We start from the raw sequence: 21,293 nt of genomic DNA, 5'->3' as shown, positions 1-21,293 counted from the left end.
GGCGGTAGGCTCAGCCGCGTCGGGTAGGCACCACGTCACCGGCGCGTTCGACATTGTTGAGAGGAGCCCTGACCCAGGGTGAGCAAGCAGCCGACCACCGCAGACCTTGACTGGACCGATCTGGACCGGCGGGCCGTTGACACCGCCCGAGTCCTGGCCGCCGACGCCGTGCAGAAGGTCGGCAACGGCCACCCCGGCACCGCGATGAGCCTGGCCCCGGCCGCGTACCTGCTCTTCCAGAAGGTGATGCGGCACGACCCCGCCGACGCCGACTGGACCGGCCGCGACCGCTTCGTGCTGTCCGCGGGCCACAGCAGCCTGACGCTCTACACCCAGCTCTACCTCGCCGGTTACGGCCTTGAGCTGGCGGACCTGGAGGCCTTCCGCACCTGGGGCTCGCGGACCCCCGGCCACCCGGAGTACGGCCACACCACCGGCGTGGAGACGACGACCGGGCCGCTCGGCCAGGGCGTCGCCAACGCGGTGGGCATGGCGATGGCCGCCCGCTACGAGCGCGGCCTGTTCGACCCGGACGCCGCCCCCGGCACCTCGCCGTTCGACCACACCATCTGGGCCATCGCCGGTGACGGCTGCCTCCAGGAGGGCATCTCCGCCGAGGCGTCGTCCATGGCCGGTCACCAGAAGCTGGGCAACCTGGTGCTGCTGTGGGACGACAACCACATCTCGATCGAGGGCGACACCGAGACCGCGGTCTCCGAGGACACCCTCAAGCGCTACGAGGCCTACGGCTGGCACGTCCAGCGCGTCGCCCCGCTGGAGAACGGCGACCTCGACCCGCAGGCGCTGTACACCGCGCTGCTCGCCGCCAAGGCGGAGACCGAGCGGCCGTCCTTCATCGCGATGCGCTCGATCATCGCGTGGCCCGCGCCGCACGCGCAGAACACCGAGGCCGCGCACGGCTCGGCGCTCGGCGAGGACGAGGTGCGCGCGACCAAGGAGGTGCTCGGCTTCGACCCCGACCAGCACTTCGCGGTCGAGGACGCGGTGATCGCCCACACCCGCGCGGTCGGTGACCGCGGGCGCGAGGCCCGGCAGGAGTGGGAGAAGTCCTTCGCCGCCTGGCGCACCGCCAACCCGGAGCACGCGGCGACCTTCGACCGGGTCGCGGCGGCCGAGCTGCCCGCGGGCTGGGAGGAGCACCTGCCGGTGTTCGAGACCGGCACGTCCGTCGCCACCCGTGCCGCGTCCGGCAAGGTGCTGGAGGCGCTCGGCGCGATCGTGCCCGAGCTGTGGGGCGGTTCGGCCGACCTCGCGGGCTCGAACAACACCACGATCGACAAGAACTCCTCGTTCCTGCCGGCCGGCAACCCGCTGCCGGAGGCGCAGCCGTACGGCCGCACGGTGCACTTCGGCATCCGCGAGCACTCGATGGCCGCCGAGATGAACGGCATCACGCTGCACGGCAACACCCGTGTCTACGGCGGTACGTTCCTGGTCTTCTCCGACTACATGCGCAACGCGGTCCGGCTGTCGGCGCTCATGCACCTGCCGGTGACGTACGTGTGGACGCACGACTCGATCGGCCTCGGCGAGGACGGCCCGACCCACCAGCCGGTGGAGCACCTGGCCTCGCTGCGCGCCATCCCGGGCCTGAACGTGGTGCGCCCGGCGGACGCCAACGAGACGGTCGTGGCGTGGCGGGAGATCCAGAAGCGCTGGACGAAGGAGTTCGGCAAGGGCGCGCCGCACGGCCTGGCGCTCAGCCGGCAGGGCCTGCCGACGTACGACCGCAACGAGGACGCGGCGCGCGGCGGTTACGTGCTCTTCGAGGCCGAGGGCGGCCCGGCGCAGGTGATCCTCATCGGCACCGGTTCCGAGGTGCAGCTCGCGGTGGGCGCGCGCGAGGAGCTCCAGGCGGCCGGCATCCCGACGCGGGTCGTCTCGATGCCGTGCGTGGAGTGGTTCGAGCAGCAGGACCAGGCGTACCGGGACGGCGTGCTGCCGCCCTCGGTGAAGGCCCGGGTCGCGGTCGAGGCCGGCATCGCGCTGACCTGGTACCGCTACGTGGGCGACGCGGGGCGCGTGGTGAGCCTGGAGCACTTCGGTGCCTCGGCGAGCGCGGGCGTGCTCTTCCGTGAGTTCGGGTTCACCGCGGAGGCGGTGGCCGCAGCGGCCCGGGAATCTCTCGCCGCCGCAGATCGCTGACGCAGGTAACACGACACACCAGGAGATGCAATTCCCATGACAGACGCACTCAAGCGCCTCTCCGACGAAGGCGTCGCGATCTGGCTGGACGACATGTCCCGCAGGCGTATCACGACCGGCAACCTGGGCGAGCTCATCGACCAGAGCCACGTGGTCGGCGCCACCACCAACCCGGCCATCTTCCAGAAGGCCATCGTCGGTGACGCGCTCTACGACCCGCAGGTCACCGACCTCGCGGCGCGCCGGCTGACCCCGGACGAGGCGGTGCGCATGATCACCACCGCCGACGTGCGGGACGCGGCGGACATCTTCCGCCCGGTCTTCGACGCGACCGACGGCCGCGACGGCCGGGTCTCGATCGAGGTCGACCCGCGGCTGGCGCACAACACCCGGGCGACGATCGCCGAGGCCAAGCAGCTCGCGTGGCTGGTGGACCGGCCGAACACGCTCATCAAGATCCCGGCGACCAAGGCGGGCCTGCCCGCCATCGCGGACGTCACCGCGCGCGGCATCAGCGTCAACGTCACGCTGATCTTCTCGCTGGAGCGCTACCGCGAGGTGATGGACGCCTACCTGACCGGTCTGGAGAAGGCGGACGCCGCGGGCCTGGACCTGTCGAAGATCCACTCGGTGGCGTCCTTCTTCGTCAGCCGCGTCGACACCGAGATCGACAAGCGCCTGGAGAAGATCGGCACGGACGAGGCCAAGGCACTCAAGGGCAAGGCCGCCGTCGCGAACGCCCGGCTGGCCTACGAGGCCTACGAGGAGGTCTTCGGCTCCGACCGCTGGGCCGCCCTGGAGCGGGCCGGCGCCAACCGGCAGCGCCCGCTGTGGGCCTCCACCGGCGTGAAGGACCCGAACTACCCGGCGACGCTCTACGTCACCGAGCTGGTCGCGCCCAACACGGTCAACACCATGCCGGAGGCCACCCTGGAGGCGACCGCCGAGCAGGGCGAGGTGACCGGGAACACGATCGCGGGCACGTACGAGCAGTCGCGCGCCGAGCTGGCCGCGATCGCGGCGCTGGGCATCTCGTACGACGATGTTGTCCAGCTGCTGGAGGACGAGGGCGTCGAGAAGTTCGAGACGGCCTGGAACGACCTGCTGGACTCCACCAAGGCGGAACTCGAACGGCTCGCTCCTTCGGAGGCCTGAGGTGACCACTGCGACCGATGAGGCCGGCTCGCGCGGTGACAACCCGCTGCGCGACCCGCTGGACCGGCGGCTGCCCCGCATCGCCGGTCCGTCCGGCCTGGTCATCTTCGGCGTGACGGGTGACCTGTCGCGCAAGAAGCTGATGCCGGCGGTGTACGACCTCGCCAACCGCGGGCTGCTGCCGCCGGGCTTCGCGCTCGTCGGCTTCGCCCGCCGGCAGTGGGAGGACGAGGACTTCGCGCAGGAGGTGCACGACGCCGTCAAGGAGCACGCGCGCACGCCCTTCCGCGAGGAGGTCTGGCAGCAGCTGGCCGAGGGCTGCCGGTTCGTGCAGGGCGACTTCGACGACGACACCGCCTTCGAGACGCTGAAGTCCACGATCGAGGAGCTGGACAAGGCACGCGGTACGGGCGGCAACTTCGCCTTCTACCTCTCCGTGCCCCCGAAGTTCTTCCCGAACGTGGTGCAGCAGCTCAAGAAGCACGGCCTGTCGCAGGGCACCGGCGACTCCTGGCGGCGCGCCGTCATCGAGAAGCCGTTCGGCCACGACCTGGCGAGCGCCCAGGAGCTCAACCGGATCGTGCACGACGTCTTCCCGCCCAACGAGGTCTTCCGGATCGACCACTACCTGGGCAAGGAGACGGTCCAGAACATCCTGGCGCTGCGCTTCGCCAACACCATGTACGAGCCGATCTGGAACCGGTCCTACGTCGACCACGTCCAGATCACGATGGCCGAGGACATCGGCATCGGCGGCCGTGCCGGGTACTACGACGGCATCGGCGCGGCCCGTGACGTGATCCAGAACCACCTGCTCCAGCTGCTGGCGCTCACCGCGATGGAGGAGCCCGGCTCCTTCCACCCCAAGGCGCTCACGGCGGAGAAGCTCAAGGTGCTGGGCGCGGTCGAGCTGCCCCACGACCTCGGCAGGCACACCGTGCGCGGGCAGTACGCGCACGCCTGGCAGGGCGGCGAGGAGGTGCTCGGCTACCTGGAGGAGGACGGGATCGACCCCAAGTCCAAGACCGACACCTTCGCCGCGATCAAGCTGACCATCAACAACCGCCGCTGGGCCGGGGTGCCGTTCTACCTGCGCACCGGCAAGCGGTTGGGCCGCCGGGTCACCGAGATCGCGGTGATCTTCAAGCGCGCGCCGTACCTGCCGTTCGAGACCGGGGCGACGGAGGAGCTGGGGCAGAACGCCCTGGTCATCCGCGTCCAGCCGGACGAGGGCGTCACGGTGCGGTTCGGCTCCAAGGTGCCGGGCACCTCCACCGAGGTGCGGGACGTGACGATGGACTTCGCGTACGGCGAGTCCTTCACCGAGTCCAGCCCGGAGGCGTACGAGCGGCTCATCCTGGACGTGCTGCTCGGCGACGCCAACCTCTTCCCGCGGCACCAGGAGGTGGAGCTGTCCTGGAACATCCTCGACCCGGTCGAGGCGTACTGGGACAAGCACGGCAAGCCCGCGCAGTACGCGGCGGGCACCTGGGGCCCGGCCGAGGCGGACGAGATGCTCGCACGAGACGGCAGGAGCTGGCGCCGGCCATGAAGATCGACCTCACGGACACCACGTCCGCACGCATCAACTCCGGGCTGATCGACGCCCGGCACGCCAGCGGCACCCCCGCGGTGGGCATGGTGCTGACGCTGGTCATCGTCACCGACGAGGGCAGCGCCTACGACGCGCTGCGGGCGGCGCACGAGGCCTCGCGCGAGCACCCCTCGCGCATCCTCGCCGTCATCAAGCGCCCCGGCCGCTCCCCCCGGGAGCGGGCGGGCGCCCGGCTCGACGCCGAGGTGGTCGTGGGCGACGAGGCCGGCACCGGCGAGACCGTCGTGCTGCGTATGCACGGCGAGCTGGCCAACCACGCCGAGTCCGTCGTGCTGCCGCTGCTGCTGCCGGACGCCCCCGTGGTGTGCTGGTGGCCCGACCAGGCGCCGGAGCACCCCGGCAAGGACCCGCTGGGGCGGCTCGCCCAGCGCCGGATCACCGACGCGGCCTCCGCGGAGGACCCGGTCGGCTCGCTGACGCTGCGCGCCGAGAGCTACACCCCCGGTGACACCGACCTGGCCTGGACGCGGCTCACGCCGTGGCGCTCCATGCTGGCGGCGGCGCTGGACCAGAAGCACGCCCGGATCGTCTCGGCGGCCGTCGAGGGCGAGGCGTACAACGCGAGCACGGAGCTGCTCGCGCTGTGGCTCGCCGACCGGCTGGGCGTCGAGGTCGAGCGCAAGGTCTCGGACGGGCCCGGCATCACCGGGGTGCACCTGTTCACCGAGGCCGGCGACATCTGCCTGGACCGCGCCGACGGGCGGCTCGCCGAGCTGTCGGTGCCGGGCCAGCCGGACCGGCACGTGGCGCTCAAGCGGCGGGAGACCTCGGAGCTGATCGCCGAGGAGCTGCGCCGGCTCGACCCGGACGACATATACCGCGCGACGGTGGACTTCGGCGTCAAGCACCTCGTGGGTGCCGGGGCCTCCGCCAAGGGCGGCAAGGAGGCGGGTACCGCCGCCAAGGGCGCCTCCGGGGCGACCCCCTCGGCGGCCAAGAAGGCGGCTCCGGCCGCCGGGTCCGGCAGCAAGGCGGCGAATTCGAAGTGAGCGCTCCCCAGGTCGTCGTCCACCGCGACAAGGAACTGATGGCCGAGGCCGTCGCGGCCCGGTTCATCACCCGCGTCGTGGACGCGCAGGCCGCCCGCGGCACCGCCTCGGTGGTGCTCACCGGCGGGCGCAACGGCAACGCGCTGCTCGCGGCCCTCGCCCATTCCCCCGCGCGTGACGCGGTCGACTGGGCGCGGCTCGACGTGTGGTGGGGCGACGAGCGCTTCCTGCCGGACGGCGACCCGGAGCGCAACGTCACGCAGGCCGCGGTGCTGCTGGACGCTGTCCCGCTGGACCCGGCCAGGGTCCACCCGATGGCGCCCTCGGACGGCCCGTTCGGCTCCGACGTCGACGCGGCGGCCGCGGCCTACGCGGCCGAACTGGCCGCCGCGGCCGGCCCGGAGGATCCCGCGCGGGTGCCGGCCTTCGACGTGCTGATGCTCGGCGTCGGGCCGGACACCCACGTGGCGTCCCTCTTCCCCGAGCACCCCGCGGTCGGCGAGGACGTCCGCACGGTGGTCGGCGTCCACGGCTCCCCGAAGCCGCCGCCGCTGCGTATCTCGCTCACGCTCCCGGCGATCCGGGCTGCCCAGGAGGTCTGGCTGCTCGCGGCGGGCTCGGACAAGGCGGAGGCGGTCGCCCTCGCGTTGTCCGACCCGGGCGCGCTCCACGCCCCCGCCTCGGCCGCGCGGGGCCTGACCAGCACGCTGTGGCTGGTGGACACCGAAGCGGCGGCCAAGCTCCCGGGCTGAGCTTGGCGCTTCGCGCCGGGCGAGCGTTTTTAGGGGCGCGGGGAACTGCGCGAGCAACCCACCACCGGCCGGTGGTCCGGTACGGACCGAAGAGACCCTTCGGGTCGGCGCCCGACCTGCGCCCCGGTGGGGGCTTGTCGCGCAGTTCCCCGCGCCCCTGGTGCTTGCCCGGCGCGGTAGCGCGAAGCTCAGCGGCCCCGCAGCTCGCGGTACCTGGCGACCAGGTGCGCGGTGCTCGGGTCAAGGCCCGGCACCTCCGCTCCTTCCACCAGAGCGGGCTCAACCCGCTTCGCGAGGACCTTGCCGAGTTCGACGCCCCACTGGTCGAAGGAGTCGATGTTCCAGATCGCGCCCTGCACGAAGACCTTGTGCTCGTACAGCGCGACGAGCTGCCCCAGCACGGACGGCGTCAGCTCCGCGGCGAGGATCGTCGTCGTCGGGTGGTTGCCGCGGAAGGTCTTGTGCGGGACCAGCTCCTCGGGGACGCCCTCCGCACGGACCTCGTCCGGGGTCTTGCCGAAGGCCAGCGCCTGGGTCTGGGCGAAGAAGTTGGCCATCAGCAGGTCGTGCTGGCCGGCGAGCGGGCCGAGTTCGGCGACGGGGCGGGCGAAGCCGATGAAGTCCGCGGGGATGAGCTTCGTGCCCTGGTGCAGCAGCTGGTAGTACGCGTGCTGGCCGTTGGTGCCGGGCGTGCCCCACACGACGGGGCCGGTCTGCCAGTCCACCGGCCTGCCGTCGCGGTCGACGGACTTGCCGTTGGACTCCATGTCCAGCTGCTGGAGGTAGGCCGTGAACTTCGCCAGGTAGTGGCTGTAGGGCAGCACCGCGTGCGACTGCGCGTCGTGGAAGCCGCCGTACCAGACGCCGAGCAGGCCGAGCAGCAGCGGCGCGTTGCGCTCCGGCGGGGCGGTCCTGAAGTGCTCGTCGACCAGGTGGAAGCCGGCCAGCATCTCGCGGAAGGCGTCCGGGCCGATCGCGACCATGAGGGAGAGCCCGATGGCCGAGTCGTACGAGTAGCGGCCGCCGACCCAGTCCCAGAACTCGAACATGTTGTCCGGGTTGATGCCGAACTCGGTGACCTTCTCCGCGTTCGTCGACAGCGCGACGAAGTGCTGGGCCACCGCGTCGTCCCCGGCGCCGAGCTGCCCGAGCAGCCAGGTGCGGGCCGAGGTGGCGTTGGTGATGGTCTCGATGGTGGTGAAGGTCTTGGACGCGATGATGAAGAGCGTCTCGGCCGCGTCCAGGTCGCGTACCGCCTCGTGCAGGTCGGCGCCGTCGACGTTGGAGACGAACCGCACGGTCATGCCGCGGTCGGTGTACGCGCGCAGCACCTCGTAGGCCATCGCCGGGCCGAGGTCGGAGCCGCCGATGCCGATGTTGACGATGTTGCGGATCCGCTTGCCGGTGTGGCCGGTCCACTCGCCGGAGCGGATGCGGTCGGCGAAGACGCCCATCTTGGTGAGCACCGCGTGCACGCCGGGGACGACGTTGTAGCCGTCGACCTCGATCGTCGCGGACTGCGGGGCGCGCAGCGCGGTGTGCAGCACCGCGCGGTCCTCGGTGGTGTTGATCTTCGCGCCGCGGAACATCGCGTCCCGCAGCTCCGACACGCCGGTCGCCGCGGCCAGTTCACGCAGCAGCGCCAGCGTCTCGTCGGTCACCAGGTGCTTGGAGTAGTCCAGATGGAGGTCTCCGACCTGGAGGGTGTAGCGCTCGGCCCGGCCGGGGTCGGCCTCGAACAGATCCCGCAGGTGGGTGCCCGCCGTCTCGTCGCGGTGCTTGGCGAGCGCGTGCCACTCCGGTCGCTGGTCGAGACGGATGCGGCTCGTGCCGTCCTGCGCGTTGGTTTCGGACATCAGTCCACTTCTCCTCGTCCTCGCTGCGGGATCAACGCTAGTTGATGACGCGGCGGAACGCGGGCCCGGCACCCGGTGCGGCCTGCGGTGACCCGATGTCAGGAGGCGTCAGAAACCGCCGCGGTGGATGCGCCCGGCGTAGTGCTCCTCCAGGACCGCGTTGCGCTCGAAGCCGCCGGGCAGATTCGCCGAGATGTAGACGGGCGCGGTCGCGCCCTCCGCGGTGAGCAGGCCCACCGCCTCCGCGACGACCATCTGGACCAGCAGCGCCGAGGTGATGGTGGACACCCCGCACAGCGCGCCGCCGTCGGGCAGCGGCAGCAGCGCGTCGCCGGCCGGGGCGCAGTTGTCGAGGACGGCGTCGGCGAGGTCGGCGAGCCGGCGGCCCGAGGAGTGCAGGGCGGGCACGGCCCGGGTGTGGATGAGCGAGGTGAGCGCGACCAGCTTGTGGCCGGCCTCCTTGACGTGCAGGGCCATGTCGACGACGGAGTTGTTGACGCCCGAGTTGGAGACGATCACGAACAGGTCCTGCGGGCGCGGCGTCGCCAGCTCGTACAGCCGCTTGGCCAGGCCCGGCGAGCGCTCCAGCAGCGGGTCGGCGAGCACCGAGCGGTCGTCGCCGCCGCGCAGCACGAGGTCGGACAGGCCGATCCGGTTGGTGGGGATCAGGCCGCCCGCGCGGCCCACCATCTCCAGCACGGTGGCCTGCGAGTGGCCGGTGCCGAAGCCGTGGATCACGCCGTCGGCGGCGACGCAGTCGGCGAACAGCCGCCCGGCGGCGGCGACCGCGTCCTTGTTGGCCTCGACGGCCCGCTCGACCGCTTCCCGGCCGGCGTCGGCGAACGTGGCGGCGCTGATATGTGCTTCGGCCATGGCCGGACCCCTTTTGCGTGCGATTACCTGCGGTGCGTTCGGTACGTGCGGAGGACGGTGCGGCTGCGCGATCTTCGGCTCAGTGAGCCGGGGACGCGCCTCCATGATGGAACAGCCAACCGACCGCGGCCGTCAAGACCGCAGCAGCCGGGCCAGCGCGACCGCGCCGACCACGCCGTCGGAGACCGGGAAGACCCGCACCCCGGTGCCGGCCAGCAGTTCGGTCACCCGCGCCACCAGCGGCCCGCCGGGCCCGAGCAGTCCGCCGCTGAGCACCAGCGGCTCCCCCGCCCGCGGCCGCAGCGCCCGTACGGTCCCGGCCAGCAGCTCCGCCGCCCGCGCCAGCAGCCCCGCCGCGACCGCGTCCCCCTCCCCCGCCGCGGCCACCACCAGCGGGCTGAGCAGCGCCAACTCGACCGGCGCCGCCGCGTAGGCCCGCACGACGACGCCCTCCGCGACCGCCTGCGCGAGCGGCTCCCCGGGGGCGCCCCACGCGGGCCCGGCCGCGCCCGCACCCGCCGGCGCCGGTCCCACGGGCACGGTGAGGTCCCGCGCCCCGGCTGCCGGGCGGCCCGGACCGCCGTACGCGATCCCCGCACCCAGCGCGCTGTCCCCGGAGGCCGCGGCGGGCGGCGACCCGGCCGCGCCCGCCGGCCGTACTCCCGGGCCGGAGGCCGCGGGTACCCCGTAGTGCCCCAGCACCGCCCGGACCAGCGAGGTCGCCGGGCCGCGGCCGTCGAGGGCGGCCAGCGCGGCGCGGACGGCCTGGGAGCCGAGCCAGAAGCCGCTGCCCTCGTCGCCCAGCAGCCAGCCGTGGCCGTCGGCGACCAGCGCGCGCTCCCCGGCGGTGACGCGGGCGGCGATCGCGCCCGTGCCCGCGATGAGCACCAGGCCGTCGCGCGGGGCGCCCGGCGCGGCGGCGAGCGCGACCTCGGTGTCGCCACCGATCTCCACCGCGGCCGGCGCCATGCCGAGGGCGGCGAGGGCGTCGCCGAGGCACGTGCGCACCAGGTCGAGGCCGCGGTCCGGGCCGAGGCCGGGGGCGGCGCCGGCGAAGCCGCCGTGGACGGCGCCGACCCGGGCGCGCGCCGCGGGCGGCACGGCCTGGGCGAGGGCGTCGGTCAGGTGCGCGGTGAGTTCGGCCCTGCCGACGCCGAGCGCGTTGCCGGGCCCGCCCGAGCCGGTGCCCAGGAGCGCGCCGCCCGGCTCGGCCGCCGCGAGCGCGGCCCGGATGCGGGTGCCGCCCGCGTCGATCCCGACGACGAGCCGCCGGTTGTAGATTTCGTTCATCGCCACGCATGGTGGTTGACGGATTCACCGCGCACAAGCCCCGCGCCGGGGCCGCGGCGCGTCCACGGCCCCGCGGCGGTCCGGAAGCCCGCCGCAGGCGTACCGCACCGCGACCGGGGCGGCCAGGACCGAGAAAGGCGCAGCCATGATCACCGCACTGATCCGCTCCGAGCTCCCCCGGATGTCCGACTCGCTGCGCAAGGTCGGCGAGGCGGTGCTGGCCGACCCGGCGGCGGCCGGTCAGGGGTCGGCGGCCGAGCTGGGCCGCCGTACCGCGACCTCGCAGGCCACCGTGACGCGCTTCTGCCGGGCGCTGGGCCTGGAGTCGTACCAGCAGCTGCTGATCGAGCTGGCGCAGGAGCAGGGCCGCAGCCAGGCGGCGCCGGAGGCCCGGGAGAGCGCCCGGCAGGCCGCGCTGGGCCCGCGGATCGGCCCGGAGGACGACCTGGAGCAGGTGATAGCCGTGGTCGCACAGGCGGATCTGCGGGCCATGCGGCACACCGCCGACCACCTGGACCGGGAGGGGCTCGAAAAGGCCGCCCAGGCGCTTTCCAGGGCCCGCAGGATCGACGTCTACGGCGTCGGAGGCTCCGGGATGGTGGCGCGCGAGGCACAGGCCCGGCTGTTCGGCATCGGCTGCGCGGCGCACGCCTGGACGGAGGTGCACTCCGCGGAGACCTCCGCGGCGCTGCTGACGCCCGCCGACACCGTGCTCGCCGTGTCGCACTCGGGGCTCACCCGCGAGGTGCTGGAGCCGCTGCGGCTGGCCGCGGACCGGGGCGCCTTCACCGTCGCGGTGACCGGCGACCCGCGCTCACCGGTGGCGCAGGCGGCGGACGTCGCGCTGACGTCCTTCTCCGGCGAGACCAGCTTCCGGCGCGGCAACTTCGGCACCCGGCACTCGGTGCTGCTCATCGTGGACTGCCTGTACGCGCGCGTCGCGCAGCTCACCTACGAGCGCGCGACCGCGTCCATGGCGCTGACCGCCCACATCGCCGACGCGCACGCCGCCGGCCGCCCGCGCCGCCGCTGACGGCCCGCGGGGCGCGCCGGCACCGTACGGCCGGTGCCGGCGGCGGTGTCAGATCTCGCCGCGCAGCTTCGCCAGCGCCTCGGCGAGGATCGCCTCGCCGTCCGCGGCGGAGCGCCGCTCGCGCACGTAGGCGAGGTGCGTCTTGTACGGCTCCGTACGCGGCGGGGCCGGCGGATTCTCCTCGTCCTGCCCGGCGGGGAAGCCGCACCGGGGGCAGTCCCAGGTGTCGGGGATCTGCGCGTCGCTGGCGAAGCTCGGCTGGGTCTCGTGCCCGTTGGAGCACCAGAAGGAGATGCGGAGACGCGGCGCGGACTCGCCGCGCTCGGCCTCTCCCATCGGCCCCGCTCCGACCCGACTGCCACGGATCGCGTTGCCACTTGCCACGGTCGTAACTCCCTGCGTGATGGTGCTGCGAGGTTCGCCAGTTTACGGGGACCTTACGTGCCGTCCAGTGGCAGGCACACGACCGCCCCCCGAAGGCGTTCCCTCATAGTAAGCCGCAGGGGCGACGAGGCGTCAGTTCCCTGTGGACGGGCGGGAGTCGCCGCGGGGGGCGTCGGGTGCCGTCGGACGTGCGTCAGTTCTTGTACTTCATGACCAGGCCGAGGACGACGATGCACGCGAACCACAGCAGGCCCACGACGACGGTGATCCGGTCGAGGTTGCGCTCGGCCACGGACGAACCACCGACGGAGGACTGCATGCCGCCGCCGAACATGTCCGACAGGCCGCCGCCCTTCCCCTTGTGCATCAGCACCAGCAGCAGAAGCAGCAGGCTGAGGATGATGAGGGCGATGGAGAACCCGATTTCCACGGCTGGACCAACTCTCTCGACTACAGGACAACGGCACGGGGCCGAGCCGTGTGGATTCCCGGTTCGGCCCCGTCAGGGTACTTCACAGTGCCGCGGACCTCACTGGTCGCGGAAGCGGACGATCTTCACGAACTCGTCCGAGTCCAGCGCGGCGCCGCCGACGAGCGCTCCGTCGACGTCCGGCTGCGCCATGATCGCGGCGACGTTGCCCGCCTTGACCGAGCCGCCGTACTGGATGCGGATCGCGTCCGCGGTCGGCTGGTCGTACAGCTCGGCCAGCCGCGCCCGGATCGCGCCGCAGACCTCCTGGGCGTCCTCGGGGGTCGCGACCTCGCCCGTGCCGATCGCCCAGACCGGCTCGTAGGCGACCACGATCGTCGCCGCCTGCTCGGCGGTGACGTCCTTCAGGGCGCCGTCCAGCTGCGCCAGGGTGTGCGGCACCTGCTGCCCGGCCTTGCGGACGTCCAGGCCCTCGCCGACGCACAGGATCGGCGTGAGGCCGTGCCGGTAGGCGGCCTTGACCTTGGCGTTCACGATCTCCTCGGCCTCGCCGTGGTACTGCCGCCGCTCGGAGTGGCCGATGACCACGAAGGTGCACTTGAGCTTGGACAGCATCGGCCCGGAGACCTCGCCGGTGTACGCGCCGGAGTCGTGCGCCGACAGGTCCTGCGCGCCGTACTTGATCCGCAGCCGGTCGCCCTCGGCCAGCGTCTGCACGGAGCGCAGGTCGGTGAAGGGGACGAGTACGGCGACCTCGACGGCGTCGAGGTCCTTGTCGGTGAGCCCGAAGGCGAGTTTCTGGAGGTGCGCGATGGCCTCGAGGTGGTTGAGGTTCATCTTCCAGTTGCCCGCCATGAGCGGGGTGCGGCTCTGCTCGGTCATGGGTGTTTCCTCAGTCCCTCAGTCCTCAAGCGCGGCAAGGCCCGGCAGGGTCTTGCCCTCCAGGTATTCCAGGCTCGCGCCGCCGCCGGTCGAAATGTGGCCGAAAGCCGTCTCGTCGAAGCCCAGGATGCGGACGGCCGCGGCCGAGTCGCCGCCGCCGACGACCGTGAAGGCCGGGGAGTCGATGAGGGCCTGGGCCACCGCGCGGGTGCCGTCGGCGTAGTCCGGGTGCTCGAAGACGCCCATCGGGCCGTTCCAGAAGACGGTGGCGGTGTCCGCGAGCTTGGCCGCGAAGAGCTTGCGCGACTCCGGGCCGATGTCCAGGCCGATCAGGTCGGCCGGGATGCCGTCGACGGGCACGGTGACCGGCGAGGTCGGCGTCTTGGCCTTCAGGTCGGGGAATTCGGGGCTGCCGACGACGTCGACGGGCAGCACGAATTCCACGCCCTTGGCCTTGGCGCGCTCCAGGTAGTCCTGCACCGCGGGGATCTGGTCCTCCTGGAGCAGGCTGCTGCCGACCTCGTGGCCCTGGGCCTTGAGGAAGGTGAAGACCATGCCGCCGCCGACCAGGATGCGGTCGGCCTTCTCCAGCAGGTGGTCGATGACGCCGAGCTTGTCGGAGACCTTCGAGCCGCCCAGCACGACCGCGTACGGCCGCGCGACGTCCTCGGTGAGCTTCCTGAGCACGCCGACCTCGGTGGCGATGAGCCCGCCGGCGGCGTGCGGCAGCCGGGCCGGCAGGTCGTAGACCGAGGCGTGCTTGCGGTGCACGGCGCCGAAGCCGTCGCCGACGTAGGTGTCGGCGAGCGCCGCGAGCCGGTCGGCGAAGGCGCCGCGCTCGGCGTCGTCCTTGGCCGTCTCGCCCGCGTTGAAGCGCAGGTTCTCCAGCAGCGCGACCTGCCCGTCGGCCAGGTCCGCCACGGTGGCGGTCGCGCTGTCACCGACGGTGTCGGTCGCGAACACCGTGCTGATGCCGTCCTCGCCCAGCAGCTCACCGAGCCGCTTCGCCACCGGCGCGAGCGAGAACTGCGGGTCGGGCGCGCCCTTGGGACGGCCCAGGTGGGAGGCGACGATCACCCGCGCGCCGGCCTTGGCGAGCCTGGTGATGGTCGGTACGGCGGCGCGGATCCGGCCGTCGTCGGTGATGGTCTCGCCCGCGAGCGGCACGTTCAGGTCGGCGCGGACGAAGACCCGCTTGCCCGCCACCTGCCCCTCGCCGATGAGGTCGTCGATCGTCTTCATCTTCTGCGGTCACTCCGGTCTGCCGGCCCGGCCGCTCGGCCGGGTCTGCCTGGGTCTGCCCTGTCTGCTTGCGGGGGGCACCGGCACGGCGACAGGGCCCGGCGCGGGCGCTCCGTCGCGCCCGGCCGGACCCTGTCCCTCACATCCGCGGTGCCGTGTCGGCTGTGCCGTCTGCTGCTGCCGTCGGGCAGGTCAGAGCTGGCCGCCGACGAAGACCGTCAGGTCCACCAGGCGGTTGGAGTAGCCCCACTCGTTGTCGTACCAGCCGATGACCTTGACCGTCTTGCCCTGCGCCATGGTCAGCGAGGAGTCGAAGGTGCAGGAGGCCGGCCAGTTGACGATGTCCGAGGACACGATCGCGTCCTCGGTGTACTCCAGGATGCCCTTGAGCTGGCCCTCGGCGGCCTTCTGGAAGGCGGCGTTGACCTCGTCCTTGGTGACCTCGCGCTCCAGGTCGACGACCAGGTCGGTGACCGAGCCGGTCGGGACCGGCACGCGCATGGCGATGCCGTCCAGCTTGCCCTTGAGCTGCGGGATGACCAGCGCGGTGGCCTTCGCGGCGCCCGTGGTGGTCGGGATGATGTTCTCCGCCGCCGCGCGGGCGCGCCGCAGGTCCTTGTGCGGGAAGTCCAGGATCCGCTGGTCGTTGGTGTACGCGTGCACCGTCGTCATCAGGCCCTTGACGATGCCGAAGTTCTCCAGCAGCACCTTCGCCATCGGCGCCACACAGTTCGTCGTGCAGGACGCGTTGGAGATGATGTTGTGGTTGGCGGGGTCGTACTGGTCCTGGTTGACGCCCATCACGATGGTGATGTCCTCGTCGGAGGCGGGCGCCGAGATGATGACCTTCTTGGCGCCACCGGCGATGTGCTTGCCGGCGTCGGCGGCCTTGGTGAAGATGCCGGTCGACTCGACGACGATGTCGACGCCCAGCTCGCCCCAGTTCAGGGCGGCGGGGTCGCGCTCGGCGAGCACCTTGATGGTCTTGCCGTCCACCGTGATGGAGTCGGCGGTGTGGGTCACCTCGGCCTTGAGGCGGCCCAGGATGGTGTCGTACTTCAGCAGGTGTGCCGTGGTCGCGGTGTCACCCAGGTCGTTGACAGCCACGATCTCGATGTCCGCGCCCTGCTCCAGGACGGCGCGGAAGAAGTTACGACCGATGCGGCCAAAGCCGTTGATGCCTACCCGGATCGTCACGAACCGATCTCCTCGCTCAGTCGCCGGAATCCGTTCCGGCTGCGAAATATGGGATGTCCCCGACCACGTCCGACCCTACCTCGCCCGTGTCGCCCGAGTGACATTGCCCATCCCCGGCCGAGCGTTTTCCGCTGCCGCGGGAGGGGGTGCCGACCGCCCGGGGGCCGCACCGCCGGGGGCGGCGGGCCCTGCGCGGAGGAGGGCTCAGCCCACCATCTCGTCGGTGAGGCTCGCCTCGGTGCTCGGCAGGCCGAGGTCGGAGGCGCGCTTGTCCGCCATCGCCAGGAGGCGGCGGATACGGCCGGCCACCGCGTCCTTGGTGAGCGGCGGCTCCGCGAGGGAGCCCAGCTCCTCCAGCGAGGCCTGCTTGTGGTCCATCCGCAGCCGGCCGGCGGCCGCGAGGTGCTCGGGCACCTCCTCGCCGAGGATCTCCAGGGCCCGCGCGACCCGCGCGCCCGCGGCGACCGCCGCGCGGGCGGACCGCCGCAGATTCGCGTCGTCGAAGTTGGCCAGCCGGTTCGCGGTGGCCCGCACCTCGCGCCGCATCCGGCGCTCCTCCCAGGCCAGGACGGAGTCGTGGGCGCCGAGCCGGGTCAGCAGCGCGCCGATCGCGTCCCCGTCGCGTACGACGACGCGGTCGACGTTGCGCACCTCGCGGGCCTTCGCCGGGATCTGCAGCCGGCGGGCGGCGCCGACCAGGGCGAGCGCGGCCTCCGGGCCGGGGCAGGTGACCTCCAGCGAGGAGGAGCGGCCCGGCTCGGTGAGCGAGCCGTGCGCCAGGAAGGCCCCGCGCCACGCGGCCTCCGCGTCGCAGGTGGCGCCGGAGACGACCTGCGGGGGCAGCCCGCGGATGGGGCGCCCGCGGCCGTCGACCAGGCCCGTCTGCCGGGCGAGCTGGTCACCTCCGGCGACGACCCGGACCACGTACCGGCTGCCGCGGCGCAGCCCGCCGGGGGCCATCACGACCAGGTCGGAGGAGTGGCCGAAGATCTCCAGGATGTCCTTGCGCAGCCGCCGCGCCGCGATCCCGGTGTCCAACTCGGCCTCGATCACGATCCGGCCGCTCACCAGGTGGAGCCCCCCGGCAAAGCGCAGGATCGACGACACCTCCGCCTTGCGGCAGCAGGTCCGGGTGACGGGAAGCCGGGAGATCTCGTCCTTCACCGCTGCCGTCATCGCCATGGGCCGATCCTTCCACGCATACGAAAAATCCGGTCATACGCGGCGGCCAACAACTCCGGGTCGTGCCGCGGCCCGTCGGGGGCGGCGACCGGGGCCAGCTCGACCGTGCCGCCCAACCGCAGCGCTGCCTCGTCGAGGCTGTCACGGTCGGGCACGGCGGCCTCGTCGGCGAGAACCACGTCGATGGTGAGTTTAGGGGCGTGTCGCCCCAAAACCTCCAAGTGACGCTGCGGAGAAAATCCCGGCGTCTCGCCGGGCTGCGGCGCGAGGTTGAGCGTGAGCACCCGCCGGGCCCTCGTCGTCATCAGCGCGTCGGCCAGTTCCGGCACGAGCAGGTGCGGGATGACCGAGGAGAACCACGAGCCGGGCCCGAGCACCACCCAGTCGGCGTCGAGCACCGCCTGCACGGCCTCCGGTACGGCCGGCGGGTCGGCCGGCACCACCATGACCTCCTGCACCTCGCCGGGCGTGAGGGCCACGGTGGCCTGCCCGCGGACGGTGCTGATCGCGTCGGGCGCGGCCGGGTCGTGGCCGCGCACGGACGCGTGCAGGTCGAGCGGGACGGCGGACATCGGCAGCACCCGGCCGTGCGCGCCCAGCAGCCGGCCGACCCACTCCAGCGCGGCGACCTCGTCGTCGAGCTGCTCCCACAGGGCGACGATGAGCAGGTTGCCCACCGCGTGGCCGTGCAGGTCGCCGCCGCTGGCGAAGCGGTGCTGGACGACCCGCGACCAGGTCCTCCCCCACTCGTCGTCGCCGCACAGCGCGGCCAGCGCCTTGCGCAGGTCGCCGGGCGGCAGGACGCCCATCTCGCTGCGCAGCCGCCCGCTGGACCCGCCGTCGTCGGCGACCGTGACGACGGCCGTCAGATCGCCGGTGATCCGGCGCAGCGCGGCGAGCGAGGCCGCCAGCCCGTGGCCGCCGCCGAGGGCCACCACCTTGGGCGGCACGCCGCGCCGGCCGGCTGCGTTACGACCGGTGCGGCGGCCGTACCGCCGCCCCGCCATGATCACTCGCGCCCCATGTCCCGATGCACCGTCACCGTCTCCACTCCGTCCGCCGCCAGCCGCTGGGCCAGTCGTTCCGACATCGCCACGCTGCGGTGCTTGCCGCCCGTGCAGCCCACCGCGATCGTCACGTACCGCTTGCCCTCACGCCGGTAGCCGGCGGCGATGATGTGCAGCAGCTCGGCGTAGCGGTCGAGGAACTCCTTGGCCCCGGGCTGGTTGAACACATACGTCGCCACCTCGTCGTTGAGCCCGGTGAAGGGCCGCAGCTCCGGCACCCAGTGCGGGTTGGGCAGGAAGCGGCAGTCCACCACCAGGTCGGCGTCGACGGGCAGGCCGTACTTGAATCCGAACGACATCACGGTGGCCCGGAGTTCCTGCTCCTCCTCACCGGCGAACTGCGCGTCGAGCTTCGCGCGCAGCTCGTGCACGTTGAGGCTGGAGGTGTCCACCACCAGGTCGGCGTCGCCGCGCAGCTCGCGCAGCAGGTCGCGCTCGGCGTTGATGCCGTCCACGATGCGGCCCTGGCCCTGCAGCGGGTGCGGGCGGCGCACCGACTCGAAGCGCCGTACGAGCGCCTCGTCGGAGGCCTCCAGGAAGATGACCCGGCGCTTGACGTGCTTGGTCTCCAGGTCGGCGAGCGACTCGCGGAGGTTGTCGAAGAACTGCCGGCCGCGGACGTCCACGACGACGGCGATCCGCGCCACGTTGCCCTGCGAGCGGGCGCCGAGGTCGACCATGGTCGGGATGAGGGCGGGCGGCAGGTTGTCCACCACGAACCAGCCCAGGTCCTCCAGGCACTTGGCCGCGGTGCTGCGGCCGGCTCCGGACATCCCGGAGATGATCACCAGTTCCGGGATCGCCTGGGCCGGCTGGCCGGCCTCGCCCGGTGCGGCGCTGGTCATACGCTCTGCGTCCTTCTCGGTTTCCCGCTCTGCGTCCTTGTCGATTTCCTGCTCTGATTCCCGCTCGTTCATGTGCTCTTCCCCCGTGGGTCGCGCCCGGACGGCACCGGCTGGGTGCCGTCGGCCGGGCGGCCGTCGTCTTCGATGATCTCTCCGGTCGCGGTGTTCACCGCGGGTGCGGCCGGGGCCGCGGACGCCAGGGCCGCGGCGACCGTCTCCGCCGTACGGCGGCCGATCCCCGGGACCTGGCAGATCTCCTCCACCGTCGCCGCGCGCAGCCGCTTGAGCGAACCGAAGTGCTTCAGCAGCGCCTGCTTGCGGGTCTCGCCGAGGCCCGGCACCTGGTCGAGGGCGCCGGCCTTGAGCGTCTTGGTGCGCTTGCTGCGCTGGTAGGCGATGGCGAAGCGGTGGGCCTCGTCGCGGACCCGCTGGAGCAGGTAGAGGCCCTCGCTGCTGCGCGGCAGGATGACCGGGTCCTCGTCGTCCGGGACCCAGACCTCCTCCAGGCGCTTGGCCAGGCCGCACACGAAGACGTCGGCTATGCCGAGCTCGTCCAGCGCCCGGCGGGCGGCGGCCACCTGCGGCTTGCCGCCGTCGACGACGACGAGCTGCGGCGGGTACGCGAACCTGCGCGGGCGGCCGGTGTCCGGGTCGATGGGGCCGGCGGGCTGCTCGGCGCGGCCGTCCGTGCCTTCGTGCCCGCTGCCGGTGCCTTCGTGCTCGCCGTCCGTGGCCGCCTGGCCGCCGTCCGGGCCCGCAGGCTCGCCGTCCGCCGCCGCGTCGGTGTCCTGCGGCTGGTCGGGCTCCCACTCGCCGGTCTTCTGCCGCTCCTGGAGGTAGCGGCGGAAGCGCCGGGAGATCACCTCGTGCATGGAGCGGACGTCGTCCTGCCCCGCGAAGGACTTGATCTGGAAGCGGCGGTATTCGCTCTTGCGGGCCAGCCCGTCCTCGAAGACCACCATCGAGGCCACCACGTCGTCACCCTGGAGGTGGCTGATGTCGTAGCACTCGATCCGCAGCGGCGCGGTGTCCAGGTCCAGCGCGGCGGCGATCTCCTCCAGCGCGCGCGAGCGGGTGGTCAGGTCCGAGGCGCGCCGGGTCTTGTGCAGCGCGAGCGCCTGCTGGGCGTTGCGCTGCACGGTGGCCATCAGGTCCTTCTTGTCGCCGCGCTGCGGCACCCGCAGGCTCACGTGCGAGCCGCGCCGCTCGGCCAGCCACTCGGCCAGCGGCTCCACGGGGCTCGGCAGCGCCGGGACCAGCACCTCCTTGGGCACGCCGCCGCTGCCGCCGGACTGCCCGGCGTCGCCGCTCTCCTCGCCGTAGAGCTGCTGGACGGCGTGCTCGACCAGGCCCGCGGTGTCGACCGCCTCGACCTTGTCGGTGACCCAGCCGCGCTGGCCGCGCACCCGGCCGCCGCGGACGTGGAAGATCTGCACGGCGGCTTCGAGGTCGTCCTCGGCGACGGCGATGAGGTCGGCGTCGGTGGCGTCGGCGAGCACCACCGCGTTCTTCTCCATGGCGCGGCGCAGCGCCTCCAGGTCGTCGCGCAGCCGGGCCGCCTGCTCGTACTCCATGGCCGCGGCGGCGTCCTTCATCCGCTGCTCCAGCCGGCGCGTGTACGTGCCGGTGTGGCCGGCCATGAAGTCGCTGAACTCCTCGGCCAGTTCGCGGTGGTCGGCGGGGCTGATCCGGCCGACGCAGGGCGCGGAGCACTTGCCGATGTAGCCGAGCAGGCAGGGCCGGCCGATCTGCGCGGAGCGCTTGAACACCCCGGCGGAGCAGGTGCGGACCGGGAAGACCCGCAGCAGCAGGTCGACCGTCTCGCGGATCGCCCACGCGTGCGCGTACGGGCCGAAGTAGCGCACGCCCTTGCGCTTGGGGCCGCGCATGACCTGGACGCGCGGGAATTCCTCGTTCATGGTGACGGCGAGCGACGGGTAGCTCTTGTCGTCGCGGTATTTGACGTTGAAGCGCGGGTCGAACTCCTTGATCCAGGAGTATTCGAGCTGCAGCGCCTCCACCTCGGTGGCGACCACCGTCCACTCCACCGAGGCCGCCGTGGTGACCATGGTGGCGGTGCGCTGGTGCAGGTTGGTGATGTCCTGGAAGTACGAGGACAGCCGCTGGCGCAGGCTCTTCGCCTTGCCGACGTAGATCACCCGGCCGTGCTCGTCCCGGAATTTGTAGACCCCGGGAGAGTCGGGGATCTGGCCCGGCTTCGGTCGGTAGCTGCTGGGGTCTGCCATGGCTCCCACCCTACTGGCGGGATGCCGCCGACCGGGGTCAGGCTCGGGCTCCCGGAATCGTGCGATCCGGATTCCGGGAGCGGGCCCGA

Annotated in this window: 18 protein-coding genes; 6 read left to right on the top strand and 12 right to left on the bottom strand. The window is 72.6% G+C overall.

What is annotated here, in order from left to right; translation table 11 throughout:
* Window positions 1–78 precede the first annotated feature (78 nt).
* From tkt to pgl, 5 genes are read left to right on the top strand one after another with little or no spacing between them, the layout of a single operon-like run.
* On the top strand, window positions 79–2,166 hold the full coding sequence (gene tkt / locus ACH4SL_RS27130) for a transketolase (RefSeq protein ID WP_398450072.1): 2,088 nt from the start codon (window positions 79–81) through the stop codon (window positions 2,164–2,166).
* 36 nt (window positions 2,167–2,202) lie between these two features.
* On the top strand, window positions 2,203–3,321 hold the full coding sequence (tal, locus tag ACH4SL_RS27125; protein WP_398450070.1) for a transaldolase: 1,119 nt from the start codon (window positions 2,203–2,205) through the stop codon (window positions 3,319–3,321).
* A 1-nt stretch (window position 3,322) separates the two neighbouring features.
* A complete protein-coding gene (zwf, locus tag ACH4SL_RS27120; RefSeq protein ID WP_398450068.1) occupies window positions 3,323–4,873 on the top strand; it encodes a glucose-6-phosphate dehydrogenase in 1,551 nt (516 codons plus the stop codon).
* Window positions 4,870–5,925 carry a glucose-6-phosphate dehydrogenase assembly protein OpcA gene (gene opcA / locus ACH4SL_RS27115; RefSeq protein ID WP_398450066.1) on the top strand — a complete coding sequence of 352 codons (1,056 nt, stop codon included), beginning with the start codon at window positions 4,870–4,872 and terminating at the stop codon, window positions 5,923–5,925. Before zwf ends, opcA begins: the two co-directional genes overlap by 4 nt.
* Complete coding sequence (gene pgl, locus ACH4SL_RS27110) at window positions 5,922–6,677, top strand: 6-phosphogluconolactonase (protein WP_398450064.1); 756 nt, start codon at window positions 5,922–5,924, stop codon at window positions 6,675–6,677. Before opcA ends, pgl begins: the two co-directional genes overlap by 4 nt.
* Window positions 6,678–6,865: 188 nt before the next feature.
* On the opposite strand, the gene pgi is transcribed toward pgl, so the two are convergent.
* The 3 genes from pgi to ACH4SL_RS27095 all read right to left on the bottom strand — a co-directional run bounded on the left by pgi (window position 6,866) and on the right by ACH4SL_RS27095 (window position 10,696).
* Window positions 6,866–8,533: a glucose-6-phosphate isomerase gene (pgi, locus tag ACH4SL_RS27105; protein WP_398450062.1), complete on the bottom strand. Its 1,668-nt coding sequence runs from the start codon at window positions 8,531–8,533 to the stop codon at window positions 6,866–6,868.
* Window positions 8,534–8,641: 108 nt separating this feature from the next.
* On the bottom strand, window positions 8,642–9,406 hold the full coding sequence (locus ACH4SL_RS27100; protein WP_398450060.1) for a sugar isomerase domain-containing protein: 765 nt from the start codon (window positions 9,404–9,406) through the stop codon (window positions 8,642–8,644).
* A gap of 132 nt (window positions 9,407–9,538) precedes the next feature.
* Complete coding sequence (locus ACH4SL_RS27095; protein WP_398450058.1) at window positions 9,539–10,696, bottom strand: N-acetylglucosamine kinase; 1,158 nt, start codon at window positions 10,694–10,696, stop codon at window positions 9,539–9,541.
* 145 nt (window positions 10,697–10,841) lie between these two features.
* Between ACH4SL_RS27095 and ACH4SL_RS27090 the strand changes: the two genes are divergently transcribed.
* On the top strand, window positions 10,842–11,729 hold the full coding sequence (locus ACH4SL_RS27090) for a MurR/RpiR family transcriptional regulator (protein ID WP_398450056.1): 888 nt from the start codon (window positions 10,842–10,844) through the stop codon (window positions 11,727–11,729).
* Between the two features lie 48 nt (window positions 11,730–11,777).
* Here ACH4SL_RS27090 and ACH4SL_RS27085 read toward each other — a convergent pair whose 3' ends face one another.
* From ACH4SL_RS27085 to uvrC, 9 genes are all read right to left on the bottom strand, one after another.
* On the bottom strand, window positions 11,778–12,113 hold the full coding sequence (locus tag ACH4SL_RS27085) for an RNA polymerase-binding protein RbpA (RefSeq protein WP_078862516.1): 336 nt from the start codon (window positions 12,111–12,113) through the stop codon (window positions 11,778–11,780).
* 193 nt (window positions 12,114–12,306) lie between these two features.
* Window positions 12,307–12,537, bottom strand: coding sequence for a preprotein translocase subunit SecG (secG, locus tag ACH4SL_RS27080; RefSeq protein WP_398450338.1), 231 nt, complete (start codon window positions 12,535–12,537; stop codon window positions 12,307–12,309).
* Between the two features lie 105 nt (window positions 12,538–12,642).
* Complete coding sequence (gene tpiA / locus ACH4SL_RS27075) at window positions 12,643–13,425, bottom strand: triose-phosphate isomerase (RefSeq protein WP_398450054.1); 783 nt, start codon at window positions 13,423–13,425, stop codon at window positions 12,643–12,645.
* An 18-nt stretch (window positions 13,426–13,443) separates the two neighbouring features.
* The gene (locus ACH4SL_RS27070) at window positions 13,444–14,667 is read right to left on the bottom strand and encodes a phosphoglycerate kinase (RefSeq protein WP_398450052.1); all 1,224 of its coding nucleotides are present in this window, start codon (window positions 14,665–14,667) and stop codon (window positions 13,444–13,446) included.
* Between the two features lie 192 nt (window positions 14,668–14,859).
* Window positions 14,860–15,864: a type I glyceraldehyde-3-phosphate dehydrogenase gene (gene gap / locus ACH4SL_RS27065; RefSeq protein ID WP_398450050.1), complete on the bottom strand. Its 1,005-nt coding sequence runs from the start codon at window positions 15,862–15,864 to the stop codon at window positions 14,860–14,862.
* Between the two features lie 204 nt (window positions 15,865–16,068).
* Window positions 16,069–17,046 carry a DNA-binding protein WhiA gene (gene whiA, locus ACH4SL_RS27060; RefSeq protein WP_398450048.1) on the bottom strand — a complete coding sequence of 326 codons (978 nt, stop codon included), beginning with the start codon at window positions 17,044–17,046 and terminating at the stop codon, window positions 16,069–16,071.
* Window positions 17,037–18,053 (bottom strand): uridine diphosphate-N-acetylglucosamine-binding protein YvcK, encoded by a 1,017-nt coding sequence (yvcK, locus tag ACH4SL_RS27055; protein ID WP_398450046.1) that lies wholly within the window; start codon window positions 18,051–18,053, stop codon window positions 17,037–17,039. Before yvcK ends, whiA begins: the two co-directional genes overlap by 10 nt.
* A 2-nt stretch (window positions 18,054–18,055) precedes the next feature.
* Window positions 18,056–18,958 carry an RNase adapter RapZ gene (rapZ, locus tag ACH4SL_RS27050; protein WP_031521021.1) on the bottom strand — a complete coding sequence of 301 codons (903 nt, stop codon included), beginning with the start codon at window positions 18,956–18,958 and terminating at the stop codon, window positions 18,056–18,058.
* Between the two features lie 68 nt (window positions 18,959–19,026).
* Entirely contained in the window at window positions 19,027–21,204 is a 2,178-nt protein-coding gene (gene uvrC / locus ACH4SL_RS27045; protein ID WP_398450043.1) for an excinuclease ABC subunit UvrC, read from the bottom strand.
* Window positions 21,205–21,293: the final 89 nt, after the last annotated feature.

The organism is Streptomyces sp. NPDC021020 (assembly GCF_044333285.1).
Lineage (GTDB): Bacteria > Actinomycetota > Actinomycetes > Streptomycetales > Streptomycetaceae > Actinacidiphila.
Note: the sequence above shows the minus strand (reverse complement) of the source record. Positions and strands in the feature narration are given on the sequence as shown.